The sequence below is a fragment of the Streptomyces sp. NPDC008139 genome, from assembly GCF_042957025.1.
In the GTDB taxonomy this organism is placed as follows: domain Bacteria; phylum Actinomycetota; class Actinomycetes; order Streptomycetales; family Streptomycetaceae; genus Actinacidiphila.
On the sequence record NZ_JBIBHM010000015.1, the window covers coordinates 168,586 to 185,252 of the forward strand.

Below are 16,667 nucleotides of genomic sequence, written 5' to 3' on the forward strand. Positions count from 1 at the left end.
GTACTGTCTCCGCCTGACCGACGCCCTCGGCCCCGCGGGCACCCGCCGCCTCCGATGCCGGGGGCACCCGCCGTACGATCTCCGCATGACCGACGCCCTCGGACCCGGCGGGCACCCGCCCCCTCCGACGCCGAGGCCGCCCGCCGTACTGTCTCCGCCTGACCGACGCCCTCGGCCCCGCGGGCACCCGCCGCCTCCGATGCCGGGGGCACCCGCCGTACGATCTCCGCATGACCGACGCGCGGATCGAGGCCCTGACAGAACTGCCCGCTGACACCGCCGAAGCGGTGCTCGGCCTGATCGAGGCGGCGACCGCCGCGGACGGGCAGCCCGCCGTCTCCGAGAGCGGGCGGCTCCATGTGCGCGGCGGCGCGCGCGAGGGCGTACGGCACCTGCTGCTGTGGACGCCTGGCGAGGCCGGGGCCGAGGGGGCCGACGGGGCCGGGGCCGACCTGACCGGATACGCGCAGATCGACGGCTCGGACCCGGTCGAGGCGCCCTCCGCCGAACTCGTCGTCCACCCCGCGCGGCGCTCCCGCGGCCACGGCCGCACCCTGGCCGCGGCCCTTCTGGACACCACCGGCAAGCGGGTACGCGTCTGGGCCCACGGCGGCCACCCCGCCGCCCGGCACCTCGCCGTCCAGCTCGGCCTCAAGCTCTTCCGCGAGTTGCGGCAGATGCGGCGGCCCCTGACCCCCGACGCCGCCGACCTCCCCGAGCCGCGGCTGCCCGACGGCATCACCGTCCGCACCTTCGTCCCCGGCCGCGACGACGCCGCGTGGCTCGCCGTCAACGCCGCCGCCTTCGCCCACCACCCCGAGCAGGGCTCCCTCACCCAGCGCGACCTCTCCGACCGCCTCGCCGAGCCCTGGTTCGACCCCGCCGGCTTCTTCCTCGCCTTCCGCGGCGACGACCTCGTCGGCTTCCACTGGACCAAAGTCCACCCCGAAGGGCTCGGCGAGGTCTACGTCGTCGGCGTCCTCCCCGCCGAGCAGGGTTCCGGCCTCGGCCGCGCCCTCACCGCCCTCGGGCTCCGCCACCTCGCCCGTGACCGCCGCCTTCCCGCCGCCCTGCTCTACGTCGACGCCGACAACCCCGCCGCCCTCTCCGTCTACGAACGCCTCGGCTTCACCACCCACGAGGTCGACCTCATGTACCGCACCGAAACCTGAGCCCCCCTCCCGCAGGGCCTGCCTTTTTTTGGGGGCGCGCCCCCGTACGTCCACCCCCCGCACGGCCTGCTTCGAGGGGCGCGCCCCCTCTGCGTCCACCCCGCGCACGGCCTGTCTTTAGGGCGCGCGTCCCCCGCGCCTCCGCCTTGCGCACGGCCTGTTCTTAGGGGCGCGGGGAACTGCGCGACCAGCCCCCACCGGGCTTTCAGCCCGAAAACAACAGCATCTGCCCCGCTGGGGCCGGTTCTCAAAGGCGCACCACCGCGCGGGCTGAGCGCGCAGTTCCCCGCGCCCCTGAAAAGATCGGCCCACCCCCCGGCAGAAGAACCCCCGGGGCCGCGCCCCTAAAAACACGTGGCCGGCGCCCGGCAGAAGAACCGCCCCAGGGCGAGCCCCTGAAAAGATCGGCCCACCGCCCCGGCAGGGGCCCCGCGCGGGGCCGCGCCGCTGGAAAGGCGCTCACCTGCGCGAGGTGGACGGGGAGGGGGCGGACCGGAGGGTTCGGACGGGGCGCGGGCCCTGATTCGAAGGCACCCCCGCTGGAAGCGTCCCGCTTGCCTGACGGCAACGCTCTCGTTACCGGCGATTCAACCTCGCTTGCGAGCATCGCAGGATGCAGCCCGCTGCCCCCGCACCCCCTCCCCCGCCCGACCTGCCGAAACCCTCGGGTACACGGGACAATGGAGCGACGGCCCACGGTCGCCCCGAGCCGGCCGCAGGCCGCCCCGTGCCGGACCAGGAGGAGGGCTCGCATCTCATGGCCCAGACGAATCACCCCAGTTTTCCCGCCCAGCCGCAGCAGTCGTTGGCGTCCGGGACGTTCCGCCCCCGCGTCGTACCGAATCCGGACCCGGGATCGTCGAGCCTGGGCGAGGCGAGCGAGGAATTCGGTGAGGAATTGCCGCAGGGCCGCTTCCTGGACCGCGAACGCAGCTGGCTGGCGTTCAACGAGCGGGTGCTGGAGCTGGCCGAGGACCCGGCGACCCCGCTCCTCGAACGGGCTAACTTCCTGGCGATATTCGCCAGCAATCTGGACGAGTTCTTCATGGTCAGGGTCGCGGGCCTGAAGCGGCGTATCGCGACCGGTGTCGCGACCCGCTCGGCGTCCGGCGCCCAGCCGCGCGAGGTGCTGGACCTGATCCTGACCAGGTCGCGGGAGCTGATGGCCAGGCACGCGGCCTGCTTCCAGAACGACGTGGCGCCGCAGCTCGCGGACGAGGGCATCCACGTCATCCGCTGGCACGAGCTGACCGAGAAGGAGCAGGCGCGACTGTTCACGCTGTTCCGGCAGCAGATCTTCCCGGTGCTGACCCCGCTGGCCGTCGACCCGGCGCACCCGTTCCCGTACATCTCGGGTCTGTCGCTGAATCTGGCGGTGGTGGTACGGAATCCGGTCTCGGGCAACGAGCACTTCGCGCGGGTGAAGGTGCCGCCGATCCTGTCGCGCTTCCTGGAGGCGGGCCCGCAGCGGTACGTGCCGCTGGAGGACGTGATCGCCGCGCACCTGGAGGAACTGTTCCCCGGCATGGAGGTGCTCGACCACCACATGTTCCGGGTCACGCGCAACGAGGACCTGGAAGTGGAGGAGGACGACGGCGAGAACCTGCTCCAGGCGCTGGAGAAGGAACTCATGCGCCGCCGCTTCGGCCCGCCGGTCCGCCTGGAGGTCGAGGAGTCCATCGCCCCGCGCGTGCTCGACCTGCTGGTGCACGAGCTGAAGATGAAGCACAACGAGGTGTATCCGCTGCCGGGTCCGCTGGACCTGACCGGGCTGTTCGCCATCGCGGGCCTGGACCGCCCCGAGCTGAAGTACCAGAAGTTCGTGGCGGGCACCCACCGCGACCTGGCGGAGGTCGAGTCCGCGTCGGCGCCCGACATCTTCGCGGCGCTGCGCCGCCGGGACGTGCTGCTGCACCACCCGTACGACTCCTTCTCCACCTCCGTGCAGGCGTTCCTCGACCAGGCCGCCGCCGACCCCGACGTGCTGGCGATCAAGCAGACGCTGTACCGGACGTCGGGCGACTCGCCGATCGTGGACGCGCTGATCGACGCGGCCGAGGCGGGCAAGCAGGTGCTGGTGCTGGTCGAGCTGAAGGCGCGCTTCGACGAGCAGGCCAACATCAAGTGGGCGCGCAAGCTGGAGGAGGCGGGCTGCCATGTCGTGTACGGCCTGGTCGGCCTCAAGACGCACTGCAAGCTGTCGCTGGTGGTCCGCCAGGAGGACGACACCCTGCGCCGCTACAGCCACGTCGGCACCGGCAACTACCACCCGAAGACGGCCCGGCTGTACGAGGACCTCGGCCTGCTGACGGCCGACCCCCAGGTGGGCGCGGATCTGTCGCACCTGTTCAACCGGCTGTCCGGCTACTCGCGCCGCGAGGTCTACAACCGGCTGCTGGTCGCGCCGCGCAGTCTGCGCGAGGGCCTGATCTCCCGGATCATGGAGGAGATCGCGCACCAGCGCGCCGGGCGTCCCGCGTATGTCCGGCTGAAGGTGAACTCGATCGTCGACGAGCAGATCATCGACGCGCTCTACCGGGCCTCGCAGGCCGGGGTCCCGGTGGACATCTGGGTGCGCGGGATCTGCGCGGTACGGCCGGGCGTCGCCGGTCTTTCCGAGAACATCAAGGTCCGCAGCGTGCTCGGACGCTTCCTCGAACACTCGCGGGTGTTCGCGTTCGGCAACGGCGGCGAGACCGAAGTCTGGTTCGGCAGCGCCGACATGATGCACCGTAACCTCGACCGCCGCATCGAGGCGCTGGTCAGGGTCGCCGACCCGACCCACCGCGCCACCCTCAACCGCCTGCTGGAGGACGGGATGTCGGACACGACCTCCTCCTGGCACCTGGCGGCGGACGGTAATTGGACCCGGCACAGCACCGACCCGGACGGGAAGCCGCTGCGCAATGTCCAGGAGATGCTCATCGACGCCCGGAGGCGCCGGCGTGGCCCAGCAGCAGCTACCTGACAGCCCCCCGCTGACCCCCGCGGGAAGCGGCGACCCGGGCCCACCGGCCGCCGCCCCCGCACCGGGCGGCACGACGGGGACACGTACGACGCAAGCGCGTACACCGCAATCGCGGACGGCCGCGGCGCCCACGGCCGACGCGGGCCCGACGCCCGCGGCCCCGCCCGGCGGTACGGCGGGCGCTACGGCGGGCGGCACTCTCGCGCGCTATCTGCACGACCAGGCCACCGCCTTCCTGCGGGCCCTGAGCCTGCGGGCCGAGCACGAGGGCGACGCCGACGAACTGCTGCGGGCCAGCGCCCGGCGGATCGGCGGGGTCCTGCACATCTACGCGCCGCTGACCGACCCGGTGTGGGCCGAGTCCCTCCGCGCCGAACTGGGCTGGCTGGCCACCACCTTGGCCCGCGAGCCGCAGTACACCGCCCGGCTGGCGCGGCTGCTGGAGGCGCTGCGGCGACTGTCGGCCGCCGCGGACCCGGGCCTGGACGCCGGCGGCAAGGCCCCCGCGGACACCGGCGACGTCCCGGGGCCGCCCGCGCCCGCGGTCCCGCCGCCCCCGGCCGGGAGCGGTCCGCTGGCGCTGGGCGCCGCGCGCGCCGGGGCGCTGCTGGAGCGGCAGCTCACGCTGGCCCGTACCCGGGCGCACTCGGCGACGCTCCAGGCGATGGGCTCCTCGCGTTTCCACGCGCTCGCGGACAACATCGCCGTCCTGGCCTCCGAGGTGCCGCTGACCGCGGCGGCCGAGGGACCGGCCGCGACCGTACTGCCGCCGCTCGCCGCCCAGGCGGACCGGCGGCTGGCCGACGCGGCGGGCGCGCTGCCGCTGCTGCGCGCGGCGCACCCGTACAACGCGGAGGCCGTCCAGGCGGCGCTCGGCACCGAGCTGACGGCCGACCTCCAGGACTCCCCCTGGCACCAGGTACGGGTGCTGCTGCGGCTGAGCCGTTACGCGGCCGAGGTCTGCCGGGGCATCGACCCGGGCGGCGAGGCGGCGGCGCAGCGGCTGGCCGAGGCGGCCGTACTGCTGGCCAGGCACCGCGAGGCGGCCGAGTGCGCGGCGGCCGTCGCGGCGGCGGCCCGCACCCCGCGCATAGCTCCGGCGACCGCGTACGCGCTGGGCGTGCTCCACGCCGACCAGCGGCACGAGGTGGAGGCCGCGCGCTTCGCCTTCTCGCGGCTGTGGCAGCCGGGCTCTGGCGCCTCTCGGCCCGGTCCCGTAGCGAGTGCCGTGCCGGGGTCCGCACCGGGACCCGTACCGGGCTCTGGGCCGGGCTCTGGGCCGGGCTCTGGGCCGGGCTCTGGGCCGGGCTCTGGGCCGAATTCCGTACCGGGGGCGCGCACGGAATGAAACGCGCGGGCGACAAGAGCGGAACGACCGTACGGGCGGCGGGCGTCGTGCTGTGGCGCGTCTCGCCGTACCACGGCGGGATCGAACTGGCGCTGGTGCACCGGCCGCGTTACGACGACTGGAGCCTGCCGAAGGGCAAGCTGAAGCGCGGCGAGGAATTCCCGGCCGCCGCGCTGCGCGAGACCCGTGAGGAGACCGGCCTGGGCTGCTCACTCGGCGCACCGCTGCCGACGTCGCGCTATCTGGTGGACGGCCGCCCCAAGGAGGTCCGCTACTGGGCGGCCGAGGCGTGGGCGGGCTCTTTCGTCCCCAACGACGAGGTGGACCGGATGATCTGGCTGCCGCCCTCCGCGGCCCGCCGCAGGCTCACCCACGACCGCGACCGGCCCCTCGTGGACGCGCTGCTGCACGCGCTGGCGGGCTGACGGCGGTCGGCGGAGCGGTCCCACAGCGGGCTCATCGGGCCTGCCCTACCGGCTCGCGGGGCCCGAGCAGGTGGACGAGCGGACGCCCGAGCGGGTGGACGGCCGGCGAACCGACGTACCCCTGCGTGCCGATCGGCCCGCCCAGCGGCCGTAACCGGCCCGTGTCACCCCCGTGACCTGCCCGTGTTCCTTTGTGACACAACGGCAGCCCCGGATGCCACTTCGTCACCACGGCGCGCGTAACGCGCGTAGCGGCACCACCCTGATAGACGAGGTTCACCTGGCGTTCACCCCCTTCCGTCGGTCGCTTCACTTCATCTGCCTAATTTCGGGCTTACCGGTGAGCATCACGCGACGCCGGGTGGATGCAGAACCCATAACCCTCTGCTTCGCCGTCCACCGGCGGGCTTTTGGAAGGAACACACGAAGGTGAAGCTTCAGCGTAAGAACGGGCTGCGGGCCCTGACCGTCGGCGCGGTCGCGATTACCGGCGCGCTGGTCCTGAGCGCCTGTGGTTCGGACAACAACAACGACTCCACGTCCACGCCCAGCGGCAGCGCCTCGGCCAGCTCGTCCGACAGCAGCGCCAACGCGAGCGGCATCGCCTGTGAGAAGGGCCAGATCCTGGCCTCCGGCTCCAGTGCCCAGCAGAACGCGATCGAGTCGTGGGTCAAGGACTACCAGCAGGCCTGCTCCGGCGCGACGATCAACTACAAGACCTCGTCCTCCGGTGAGGGCATCGTCGACTTCAACCAGGGCACGGACGCCTTCGCGGGCTCCGACTCCCCGCTGAAGCCCGAAGAGGTCACCGCCTCCAAGAAGGTCTGCACCAACGGCCAGGGCATCAGCATCCCGATGGTCGGCGGCCCGATCGCCGTCGGTTACAACCTCTCCGGTGTGAGCAACCTGGTTCTGGACGCGCCCACCCTGGCGAAGATCTTCAACTCGAAGATCACCAACTGGAACGACGAAGCGATCAAGAAGCTCAACCCGGGTGTCACCCTGCCGAGCTCCAAGATCCAGACCGTGCACCGCCAGGACGAGTCCGGCACCACGGACAACCTGACCAAGTACCTGAAGGGCGCCGCTCCGGCCGACTGGCCGTACGAGCACGCGAAGGCGTGGATGGGCAAGGGCGGCCAGGCCGCCGCGAAGTCCGCCGGTGTCGCCGCGCTCGTCAAGCAGACCGAGGGCTCCATCGGTTACTTCGAGCTGTCCTACGCGACCGCCAGCACCATCCCGACGGTGAAGATCAACACCGGTGCCTCCGCGCCGGTCGAGGCCACCTCGCAGAACGCGTCGGCCGGTATCGCCTCCGCCAAGGTCGTCGGCACCGGTTCCGACCTGTCCCTGGACCTGGGCGCCGCGTACACCACCAAGGCGGACAACGCCTACCCGATCGTCCTGGTGACGTACGAGATCGCCTGCGACAAGGGCAACAAGGCCGACACCCTGCCGCTCACCAAGTCCTTCCTGACCTACATCGCCAGCGACGCCGGTCAGGCGAAGCTCTCGGCGGCCGGCTACGCCCCGCTGCCGACCGAGATCGCCACGAAGGTCCGCTCCACCATCACCGCCCTGTCCTAGTCGAGTCGGCGGGCCCCGCGGTCCTGGCGACCGCGGGGCCCGCCGTACATCCGGTGCACCGCCGCCGGGGGACCGAAAGTCCCCCACCCAGACCGGAGAAATCCCTATGACCACCACCGCCCCTCCCCCTACCGCGCCACCGGTGGAGACGAAGACCGTCACCCGGCCCGGCGACCGGATCTTCGCGGGACTCTCCCGCGGGTCCGGCATCTTCCTCCTCGTCGTGATGGCGGCCATCGCCGTCTTCCTGACGGTCCGCTCGGTGAGCGCGATCTCCAAGGACCACGGCAACTTCCTGACCACCTTCGAGTGGAACGCCGGCCTCAACCCGCCGGTGTTCGGCATCGCCGTACTGGCCTACGGCACCGTCGTCAGCTCCGTCATCGCGATGGTCATCGCGGTCCCGATCGCCGTCGGCATCGCCCTGTTCGTCACGCACTACGCACCGCGCCGCCTGGGCGGTCCGATCGCCTACGTGATCGACCTGCTCGCCGCGGTGCCCAGCATCATCTACGGCCTGTGGGGCGCGCTCTTCCTGGTGCCGCACCTCAAGGGCCTCAACCTCTGGCTGGACAAGTACTTCGGCTGGACCGTCATCTTCGAGAAGCAGGACCCGAACTCGGCCGCCAGGTCGCTGTTCACCGTCGGCATCCTCCTGGCGATCATGATCCTGCCGATCATCACCAACGTCAGCCGCGAAGTGATCCGCCAGGTGCCCAAGATGCACGAGGAGGCGGCGCTCGCGCTCGGCGCGACCCGCTGGGAAGTCATCCGCCTGTCGGTGCTGCCCTTCGCGCGCTCCGGCATCATCAGCGCCTCGATGCTGGGCCTGGGCCGCGCGCTCGGCGAGACCATGGCGGTGGCCACCGTGCTGTCCGCCTCGCCGCAACTGTCCGCGCACATCCTGGACCCGCTCGGCGGCACCTTCTCGCAGAACATCGTCGCCAAGTTCGGTGAGGCCGACGAGTTCGGCCGCGACGCGCTGATCGCCTCCGGCCTGGTGCTCTTCTTCATCACCCTGCTGGTCAACGGCGCGGCCCGACTGATCATCGCCCGCCGCAAGGAGTACTCGGGGGCCAACGCATGAGCGACCTGATCGTGGACGACAAGCCGCCGGCCCCGGCGGAGGCTCCCGCCACGCCGCCGCTGGCCTCCCGTCAGCTCCCCAAGTGGGCTCCGCCGGCCATCGCGGCCGGAGCCGTCGTCGTCGCCGGGGCGATCGGCGCGGGCTTCGGGCTCGACAGCAAGATCCAGTGGGGTCTGATCGCGCTGCTCCTCTTCGTCGCCGGTTCGTACGTCATCACCGCGCAGGTCGAGGGGCGTCGCCAGGCCAAGGACCGGGTGGCCACCAGCCTCGTCTGGTCCAGCTTCATCCTGGCCGTCATCCCGCTCTACTCGCTGGTCGAGACGACGATCAGCAAGGGCGTCAAGGTCCTCGACGTCAACTTCCTGACGCACTCGATGAACAACGTGCTGACCATCCAGCCCGGCGGCGGCGTCTACCACGCCATCATCGGCACCCTGGAGCAGGTCGGCATCGCCGCGGTCATCGCCGCGCCGCTGGGCATACTCACCGCGATCTACCTGGTCGAGTACGGCAAGGGCGCGCTCGCGAAGTGGGTCACCTTCTTCGTGGACGTCATGACCGGCATCCCGTCGATCGTGGCCGGTCTGTTCATCCTCTCGATGTGGTTCGTGCTGATCGGCAAGGCCCCCGCGACCGGTTTCGCCGGCTCGCTGGCCCTGGCCATCCTGATGATGCCGATCGTCGTCCGCTCCACCGAGGAAATGCTCAAGCTCATCCCGAACGAGCTGCGCGAGGCCTCCCTCGCCCTGGGCGTCCCGAAGTGGCGCACCATCGTCAAGGTCGTCATCCCCACCGCGATCGGCGGCATCACCACCGGCGTCATGCTCGCCATCGCCCGCATCGCGGGCGAGAGCGCGCCGATCGCCCTGCTGGTGTTCGGCAGCAACCTGATCAACACGGACCCCTTCAAGGATCCGCAGTCGTCGCTGCCGTTCTTCATCTACCAGCAGTACGGCAACGGCAACGAGCCGAGCTACGACCGCGCGTGGGCCGCGGCTCTGGTGCTCATCGCCTTCGTGATGATCCTCAACCTGGTGGCCCGCGGCATCGCCCGCTGGAAGGCCCCGAAGCATCGATGAGCGGCTCCGCCGCGTGGCAGGTCGCTGACGCGGCCGACATCAGACGACCTTGAGAAGAGAAGTGATCCCCATGGCCAAGCGAATCGACGTCAGCGGCCTCACCGCGTACTACAGCGCCTTCAAGGCCATCGAGGACATCTCGATGACCGTGGAGCCCCGCACCGTGACCGCCTTCATCGGCCCGTCCGGCTGCGGCAAGTCCACCTTCCTGCGCACCCTGAACCGCATGCACGAGGTCACCCCCGGCGGCCGCGTCGAGGGCAAGGTGCTGCTGGACGACGAGAACCTGTACGGGACGGGCGTCGACCCGGTGACCGTACGCCGCACGGTCGGCATGGTCTTCCAGCGGCCGAACCCGTTCCCCACCATGTCGATCTACGACAACGTGGCGGCCGGTCTCAAGCTCAACGGTGTCCGCAAGAAGGGCGAGCTGGACACCATCGTCGAGAAGTCCCTCAAGGGCGCCAACCTCTGGAACGAGGTCAAGGACCGGCTCAACAAGCCCGGCTCAGGCCTGTCCGGCGGCCAGCAGCAGCGGCTGTGCATCGCCCGTGCCATCGCGGTCGAGCCGCAGGTGCTGCTGATGGACGAGCCGTGCTCGGCGCTCGACCCGATCTCCACCCTCGCCATCGAGGACCTGATCGGTGAGCTGAAGACCCGCTTCACGATCGTGATCGTCACGCACAACATGCAGCAGGCCGCCCGTGTCTCCGACCGCACCGCGTTCTTCAACCTGGCCGCGGTCGGTCAGCCCGGCAAGCTCATAGAGATCGACGACACCGAGCGCATCTTCTCCAACCCGTCGGTCCAGGCCACCGAGGACTACATCTCGGGCCGCTTCGGGTGACAGGACCGCCGCGCGGTGCTGCATGGCGGTGCCACCGCAAGGCGCAGGCCCCGCTTCCCGGTGACGGGAAGCGGGGCCGAACCCGTTTCAGGGGGCGTCGCCTCGATGCGCGCGACGGGTCGGCCGAGGATCAGCCGGGGCGCGCGACGTCGGCGTGGGCGCGCGACGGGTCAGCCGAAGATCAGCCGCACCAGGTAGAAGCCGATGGCGGCCACGAGACCGGCGGCGGGCATCGTGATGAACCATCCGGCCACGATGTTCTTGGCCACCCCCCAGCGCACCGCCTTGACCCGCTTGGTCGCACCGACGCCCATGATCGCGGAGGTGATGACGTGGGTCGTGGAGACCGGCGCCTGGAAGATGTACGAGGTCGCGTAGAGGATGCCCGCGGACGTCGTCTCGGCGGCGAAGCCCTGCGGCGGGTCGAGGTCGATGATGCGACGCCCCAGCGTCCGCATGATCCGCCAGCCGCCCGCGTACGTACCGAGCGACATCATCGCGGCGCACACGAACTTGACCCAGATCGGGATGCCGTATCCGTTGCTCGGGTCGTGGATGACCAGGGCGAGGACGACCACGCCCATCGTCTTCTGCGCGTCCTGGAGACCGTGGCCGAGCGCCATCGCCGCCGCGGAGACGGTCTGCGCGATACGGAAGCCGCGCTTGGCCTTGTGCGGATTGGCGCGGCGGAAGAACCAGAGGATCGCCAGCATCACGAGATAGCCGACGACCAGGCCGACCACGGGCGAGACGAACATCGGGATGATGACCTTGTCGACCACGCCCGACCAGTGCACGGTGACGCCGCCGGCCAGCGCGGCGCCGACCAGACCGCCGAACAGCGCGTGGCTGGAACTCGACGGCAGACCGAAGTACCAGGTGACCAGATTCCAGATGATCGCACCGGCGAGCGCGGCGAAGAGGATGCCCATGCCGTTGCGGCCGGTGGGGGTCTCGATCAGCCCCTTGCTGACGGTCTTGGCGACGCCGCTGCCCAGGAACGCGCCGGCGAGGTTCATCACGGCGGCCATGGCCAGCGCGGCCTTGGGGGTCAGCGCGCGGGTCGACACCGAGGTGGCGATGGCGTTCGCCGAGTCGTGGAACCCGTTGGTGTACGTGAAGAAGAGCGCGACCCCGATGGTCGCGACCAGAGCGAAGGTGTCCACGTAGGTCAGGACTCCTTGACCGCGATGGTCTCCACCGTGTTCGCCACGTGCTCGAAAGCGTCCGCGGCCTCTTCCAGTACGTCCACGATCTGCTTGAGCTTGAGCACCTCTATGGCGTCGTACTTGCCGTTGAACAGGTGCGCGAGCAGCTTGCGGTGGATCTGGTCGGCCTGGTTCTCCAGCCGGTTGACCTCGATCCAGTACTCGGTGAGGTTGGACATGGTGCGCAGGTTCGGCATGGCTCCCGCGGTCAGCTCGGCCGCCCGTGCCAGCACCTCGACCTGCTGCTCCACGCCCTTCGGCAGTTCCTCGACCTTGTAGAGGACGACCAGGTCAACGGCCTCCTCCATGTAGTCCATGATGTCGTCGAGCGAGCCGGCGAGGGTGTAGATGTCCTCGCGGTCGAAGGGGGTGATGAAGGAGGAGTTGAGCTGGTGGAAGATCGCGTGGGTCGCGTCGTCCCCCGCGTGCTCCGCCGCCCGCATTCTCTCGGCGATCTCGGTCCGGGTAGCCGAATCGGCCCCGAGCAGTTCCATGAGGAGCTTCGAACCGGTGACGATGTTGTCCGCGGACGCGGCGAACATGTCGTAGAAGCTCGTCTCCCTGGGGGTCAGACGAAAGCGCACGTGAGGTCCTCGGTGTGCATCGGATTCGGTCTCGTTGATGCTAGGCGCATCATCCGGCCACGGCTAATGGGCGTCACCCAGTGTCGCCCATCCAGAAGTGTCCCCCTCACCGGGGATGCGTCGCACAAGGTGTCGATTCGGTACGATATACCCGGCAGGGGTATAACGGGACAGGAAGGGCGGGGTTGACGATGACGACGGAGGCCAGGGAACCGGCCGGGGTTGAGGCGGAGATCACGCCGGAACAGTCACCTCGGGACGCGGGGGCGGACACGGGTTCCGACCCATCTTCGCGCCCCCAGGGGCCGCATGGATACAGCCATGACAAGGAGTCCCACCTCAAGCGGCTGCGCCGGATCGAGGGGCAGATCCGCGGCTTGCAGCGGATGGTCGAGGAGGACGTCTACTGCATCGACATCCTCACCCAGGTGTCGGCGAGCACGAAGGGCCTCCAGTCCTTCGCCCTCCAGCTCCTGGAGGAGCACCTGCGGCACTGCGTGGCCGCGGCGGCGGTCGGCGGCGGGCCGGAGATCGACGAGAAGGTGGCGGAGGCGACGGCGGCCATAGCGCGGCTGCTGCGGACGTAGGCGGGGCGGCTTTTCCGGGGGTTCCCAGGGGTTCCGGGGGTTCCCAGGGGTTCCGGTGGTTTCGGGAGCGGCTTTCCCGGACGTTCCGGGGGCGTACGGGCGGCGCGCCCCGGTGTCAGCCGGCGCGCTCGGAGAGCGGGGCGCGCACCAGGAGCGCGGGCATCGACTCGCGGTCGCGCGCGACCCCCAGCACCTCGTCGATCCGGGCGAAGCTCAGCCGCTCCTCGTCGGCGGTGGACGCGGCGATCATCAGCTCACCGCAGAGTTCGATCTCCGCGAGGGCCACCGGATCGTCCTGGACGACCAGCATTCCGGGCGACGGCGCCATACGCGCACCACCTCCTCGTCCACGAGTGCCTGGCTCTTGGCTGTCTGCCACTGCCTCAAGCCAGGGTAGGGACCGGCACCCGGTCCGCGCATGGCACGGATGGACCATTTCGACAACGCCCTTTCCGGTGAGGGCCGTTACCGCGAAGACCCCTTACCCCTGCTGGGAAGAAACGATCTTGCCCGTCCAGATGTCGGCAGCTCGGGGCATGGTGACGGGGACGGCGCGGCCGAAATCGTCGAAGCGAGTGGTAGAGACCACGGTGACGTCGGGCGCGGCGGCGCTCGTCGTACGGCCGCCGGCGCCGGTCGTCGTACGGGGGGTGTCGGGCCCGCCCTTGCCGTTCTCGCCGGTCTGCTTGTCGTTCTGGCCGGCCTGCTTGTCGTCCTTCTTGTCGATCTTCTTGTCGATCTTCTTGTCGTCCGAGCTGAAGGTGAACCGCTGGCTGACCTGGCGCAGCCGCCCCGCCTCGTCCAGCCACGCGTCGAAGGGCACCCGGGTGACCGTGAACCCCTTGGCCGCCGCCTGCAAGGGCCCGCGTACGCCGGGCGCGGCGGCCTTCGCGGCACGCCCGATGTCGGCGGTCCCCCGGTAGTGCCACACCTTCGTACCGCGCAGGGTCTCGACGCCGACCAGCTCGACGTCCTGGGCGCCGCGCAGCAGTTCGGCGGCGGCCAGCGGCTCGGTTGCGCCGCCGGTCACCAGATTGCCGTCCGGCAGCCGGTCGGTGTCGACGCGTACCCACTTCCCCTCGGGCACGCCCTCGCCGCGGTCCTTCATATAGAGGGCGCCCGGCGTGAGCAGTTCGATGATCGGCTTGTGCTCCTCGGCGCCCGCCGCGTCCCTGGGCAGCAGCAGCCGCAGTTCGCCCTGCCGCTTCACGTAGTCGAAACCGCCGGTGCCGGTGATGGTCAGCCAGGTGCCGCCGCTGGCCATCCGCATCGAGGTGTCCACGTGCGAGCTGCCCGCCCGTACGAGAACGTCCGCGGCGCCGCGTACCGCCTGCGCCGCGTCGTGCCCGTTGGCGTACCTGCCGCTCTCGGCCGCCGCGCCCTGCCCGACGCAGCCGGTGAGCAGGGCGGCCCCGCAGGCGCAGCCGAGCGCCGCGGCCATGGCGGCCTTCGTACGTCCTCGGCGCCGCCGTACTGCCGTCGCGCGCCGTACCGTCGCTGCCCCCGGGGCCATCGCCGCCACCATCCCTGAACCGTTCCTGGACCATTCCTGGACCGGCCTTCGACCGGCCGGGGCCTTATGGCGTCTAACGACCGTCGGAAGTGCCCCGTCACGCCCGCTACGGTGGTCTCGTGCTCAACTTGCGCGCCGAGCAGGATTCCGCCAGGGCCTCCGTCACAGCTTCAACCGGAACTCCATCGGGCACTCCGGCCGACGCTCCGGACGGTGGCCATCGGACGTCGATCGTCGAGCGCGGCTCCTTCGCCGTCGCCCGCTGCTCGTGCGGCTGGAAGGGTCCGGCCCGGCGGGCCAGGGACCGCGCGAGACGCGATGCGGAGGAGCACATCTCCGGCTGACGCGCGCCGCGTTCCCGCACCTCGCGCCGGTCGCGCCCGGCTGAACTGCGCTCACCCCGCTGTGCTGTTCCCGCCCCGCCGTAGTCTTCTCGCCCCGCTGTAGTCTTCTCGCCCCGCTCTTCGCGCCGGTCGCGCCCGGCTGAACTGCGCTCACCCCGCTGTACTGTTCCCGCCCCGCCGTACTGTTCCCGCCCCGCTGTAGTCTTCTCGCCCCGCGCCTCGCGCTCCGCAACCGGACTCGTGATTCGCACGTCTACGGATAGGCGAAGGCGGTGGGGCAAGTGAGTCGTGTGGAGCCTGCGGTCCTGACGGACCCTGAGGACCGAAGTGACCGGGGTGACCGTATGGACAAGGGCGACCGGGTCGAGCGCAGGACAGCGCTCAAGGCGGGCGGGGCCGTACTGACCGCCGCCTGGCTGACCGGCTGCGGACCCGACAGCGGCGACGACGCCAAGGGCGGTACGTCCGCGCCCCCGTCGTCCTCCGGCGGTTCCGCCGCGCCGTCCGCGGCCACCACCGCGCCCCCCGTCAAGCCCGACTGGCCGGCCCTCGCCACGTCCCTGGACGGCAGCCTCGTACGCCCGGACGACAGCGCGTACGCCGCCGACCGGATCCTGTACAACACCCGCTTCGACGGCCTGCGTCCGGCGGGCATCGCGTACGTCACCGGCACCTCCGACATCCGTGCCTGCCTGGACTTCGCCCGCCGCACCGCCACCCCGCTGGCCATCCGCAGCGGCGGCCACTCCTACGCCGGCTGGTCGAGCGGCGACGGCCGCCTGGTCATCGACGTCTCCCGGCTCAACTCGATCCGCCTCGACGGCACCACCGCCACGGTCGGCGCGGGCGCCAAGCTCATCGACGTCTACTCCGCCCTCGGCAAGCAGGGCCGGACGATCCCGGCCGGGTCCTGCCCGACCGTCGGCGTCTCAGGACTCGCGCTCGGCGGCGGCCACGGCGTCATGAGCCGTTCCATGGGCCTGACCTGCGACAGCCTCGTCGGCGCCACCATCGTGACCGCCGACGGCCGGATCCTCGACTGCTCCGCCGACTCCCAGCCCGAGCTGTTCTGGGCGCTGCGCGGCGCGGGCAACGGCCAGTTCGGCATCGTCACGTCACTGCGCTTCGCCACCCACCCGATGCCCGACGGCGTCGTCACCGGCTACCTCACCTGGCCGTGGAGCCGGGCCGCCGCCGTGATCCGCGCCTGGCAGCGCTGGGGCCCCGACCAGCCGGACCACATCTGGTCCGCCCTGCACCTCGACTGCGACGCCGGCGGCTCCCCCACCGTGGCCGTCCCGATGCTCTCCACCGGCTCGCGCGACGACCTCGCCGCCGCCACCGACCGGCTCGCCGCCGGCATCGGCGCCGACGCCAGCACCGTCTCGCTGCGCCCGCACAGCTACCTCGACGCGACCTTCTCGTACGCGGGCTGCGCCGGTCTGTCCGCCGCCCAGTGCCGTCTGACCCCCGCCGGGCACCTGCACCGCGAGACCTACACCGCGCGCTCCGACTTCTACGACAAGGACCTGCCGGACGCGGGCATCTCCACGCTGCTCTCGGCCGTCGAGCGGCTGTCCGCCCAGTCCGGCGACGGCGCCGGCAGCATCGCCCTCACCGCCCTCGGCGGCGCGGTCAACCGCCCGTCCCCCACGGACACCGCCTTCTGCCACCGCACCTCACGCGTCCTCACCCAATACCTGGCCTCGGACGCCCTCTCCACCAGCGGCTGGCTCGACACCACCCACAAGGCCATGTCCCCCTACGCCTCGGGCGCCGCGTACCAGAACTACGCCGACCCCACCCTCCCCACCTGGCGCACCGCCTACTACGGCCCCAACGCCCCCCGCCTCACCGCCCTCAAATCCCACCTCGACCCCCACCGCCTCTTCACCTTCCCCCAGGCCCTCTAGCCCCC

The 16,667-nt window shown here is 71.0% G+C and carries 14 protein-coding genes; 10 read left to right on the plus strand and 4 right to left on the minus strand.

Annotated features, from left to right (window positions below; all coding sequences use genetic code 11):
• Nucleotides 1-230: 230 nt before the first annotated feature.
• From mshD to pstB, 8 genes are all read left to right on the plus strand, one after another.
• The gene (mshD, locus tag ACFZBB_RS29225) at nucleotides 231-1,172 is read left to right on the plus strand and encodes a mycothiol synthase (RefSeq protein ID WP_391128439.1); all 942 of its coding nucleotides are present in this window, start codon (nucleotides 231-233) and stop codon (nucleotides 1,170-1,172) included.
• 757 nt (nucleotides 1,173-1,929) lie between these two features.
• Entirely contained in the window at nucleotides 1,930-4,140 is a 2,211-nt protein-coding gene (locus tag ACFZBB_RS29230; RefSeq protein ID WP_391128441.1) for an RNA degradosome polyphosphate kinase, read from the plus strand.
• On the plus strand, nucleotides 4,118-5,488 hold the full coding sequence (locus ACFZBB_RS29235) for a CHAD domain-containing protein (protein WP_391128444.1): 1,371 nt from the start codon (nucleotides 4,118-4,120) through the stop codon (nucleotides 5,486-5,488). Before ACFZBB_RS29230 ends, ACFZBB_RS29235 begins: the two co-directional genes overlap by 23 nt.
• A complete protein-coding gene (locus ACFZBB_RS29240; protein ID WP_391128447.1) occupies nucleotides 5,485-5,913 on the plus strand; it encodes an NUDIX domain-containing protein in 429 nt (142 codons plus the stop codon). Before ACFZBB_RS29235 ends, ACFZBB_RS29240 begins: the two co-directional genes overlap by 4 nt.
• Nucleotides 5,914-6,342: 429 nt before the next feature.
• Nucleotides 6,343-7,500, plus strand: coding sequence for a phosphate ABC transporter substrate-binding protein PstS (gene pstS, locus ACFZBB_RS29245; RefSeq protein WP_355341863.1), 1,158 nt, complete (start codon nucleotides 6,343-6,345; stop codon nucleotides 7,498-7,500).
• 106 nt (nucleotides 7,501-7,606) lie between these two features.
• The gene (pstC, locus tag ACFZBB_RS29250) at nucleotides 7,607-8,587 is read left to right on the plus strand and encodes a phosphate ABC transporter permease subunit PstC (RefSeq protein WP_391128451.1); all 981 of its coding nucleotides are present in this window, start codon (nucleotides 7,607-7,609) and stop codon (nucleotides 8,585-8,587) included.
• Complete coding sequence (gene pstA, locus ACFZBB_RS29255) at nucleotides 8,584-9,666, plus strand: phosphate ABC transporter permease PstA (RefSeq protein ID WP_391128454.1); 1,083 nt, start codon at nucleotides 8,584-8,586, stop codon at nucleotides 9,664-9,666. The genes pstC and pstA overlap by 4 nt, the downstream gene beginning before the upstream one ends.
• A 70-nt stretch (nucleotides 9,667-9,736) precedes the next feature.
• Complete coding sequence (pstB, locus tag ACFZBB_RS29260; protein WP_188285540.1) at nucleotides 9,737-10,513, plus strand: phosphate ABC transporter ATP-binding protein PstB; 777 nt, start codon at nucleotides 9,737-9,739, stop codon at nucleotides 10,511-10,513.
• A gap of 170 nt (nucleotides 10,514-10,683) precedes the next feature.
• Here the strand turns inward: pstB and ACFZBB_RS29265 are convergent, their stop codons facing one another.
• Nucleotides 10,684-11,679 (minus strand): inorganic phosphate transporter, encoded by a 996-nt coding sequence (locus ACFZBB_RS29265; protein WP_391128457.1) that lies wholly within the window; start codon nucleotides 11,677-11,679, stop codon nucleotides 10,684-10,686.
• A 5-nt stretch (nucleotides 11,680-11,684) separates the two neighbouring features.
• A complete protein-coding gene (locus tag ACFZBB_RS29270) occupies nucleotides 11,685-12,305 on the minus strand; it encodes a DUF47 family protein (protein WP_188285542.1) in 621 nt (206 codons plus the stop codon).
• A gap of 191 nt (nucleotides 12,306-12,496) precedes the next feature.
• Here ACFZBB_RS29270 and ACFZBB_RS29275 point away from each other — a divergent pair, with 191 nt between their 5' ends.
• Nucleotides 12,497-12,892 carry a metal-sensing transcriptional repressor gene (locus tag ACFZBB_RS29275; RefSeq protein WP_391128548.1) on the plus strand — a complete coding sequence of 132 codons (396 nt, stop codon included), beginning with the start codon at nucleotides 12,497-12,499 and terminating at the stop codon, nucleotides 12,890-12,892.
• Between the two features lie 115 nt (nucleotides 12,893-13,007).
• On the opposite strand, the gene ACFZBB_RS29280 is transcribed toward ACFZBB_RS29275, so the two are convergent.
• The gene (locus tag ACFZBB_RS29280; RefSeq protein WP_391128460.1) at nucleotides 13,008-13,220 is read right to left on the minus strand and encodes a hypothetical protein; all 213 of its coding nucleotides are present in this window, start codon (nucleotides 13,218-13,220) and stop codon (nucleotides 13,008-13,010) included.
• A gap of 153 nt (nucleotides 13,221-13,373) precedes the next feature.
• Entirely contained in the window at nucleotides 13,374-14,333 is a 960-nt protein-coding gene (locus ACFZBB_RS29285; protein ID WP_391128462.1) for a hypothetical protein, read from the minus strand.
• 760 nt (nucleotides 14,334-15,093) lie between these two features.
• On the opposite strand from ACFZBB_RS29285, the gene ACFZBB_RS29290 reads away from it, so the two are divergent.
• Entirely contained in the window at nucleotides 15,094-16,662 is a 1,569-nt protein-coding gene (locus ACFZBB_RS29290; RefSeq protein WP_391128465.1) for an FAD-binding protein, read from the plus strand.
• Nucleotides 16,663-16,667 lie beyond the last annotated feature (5 nt).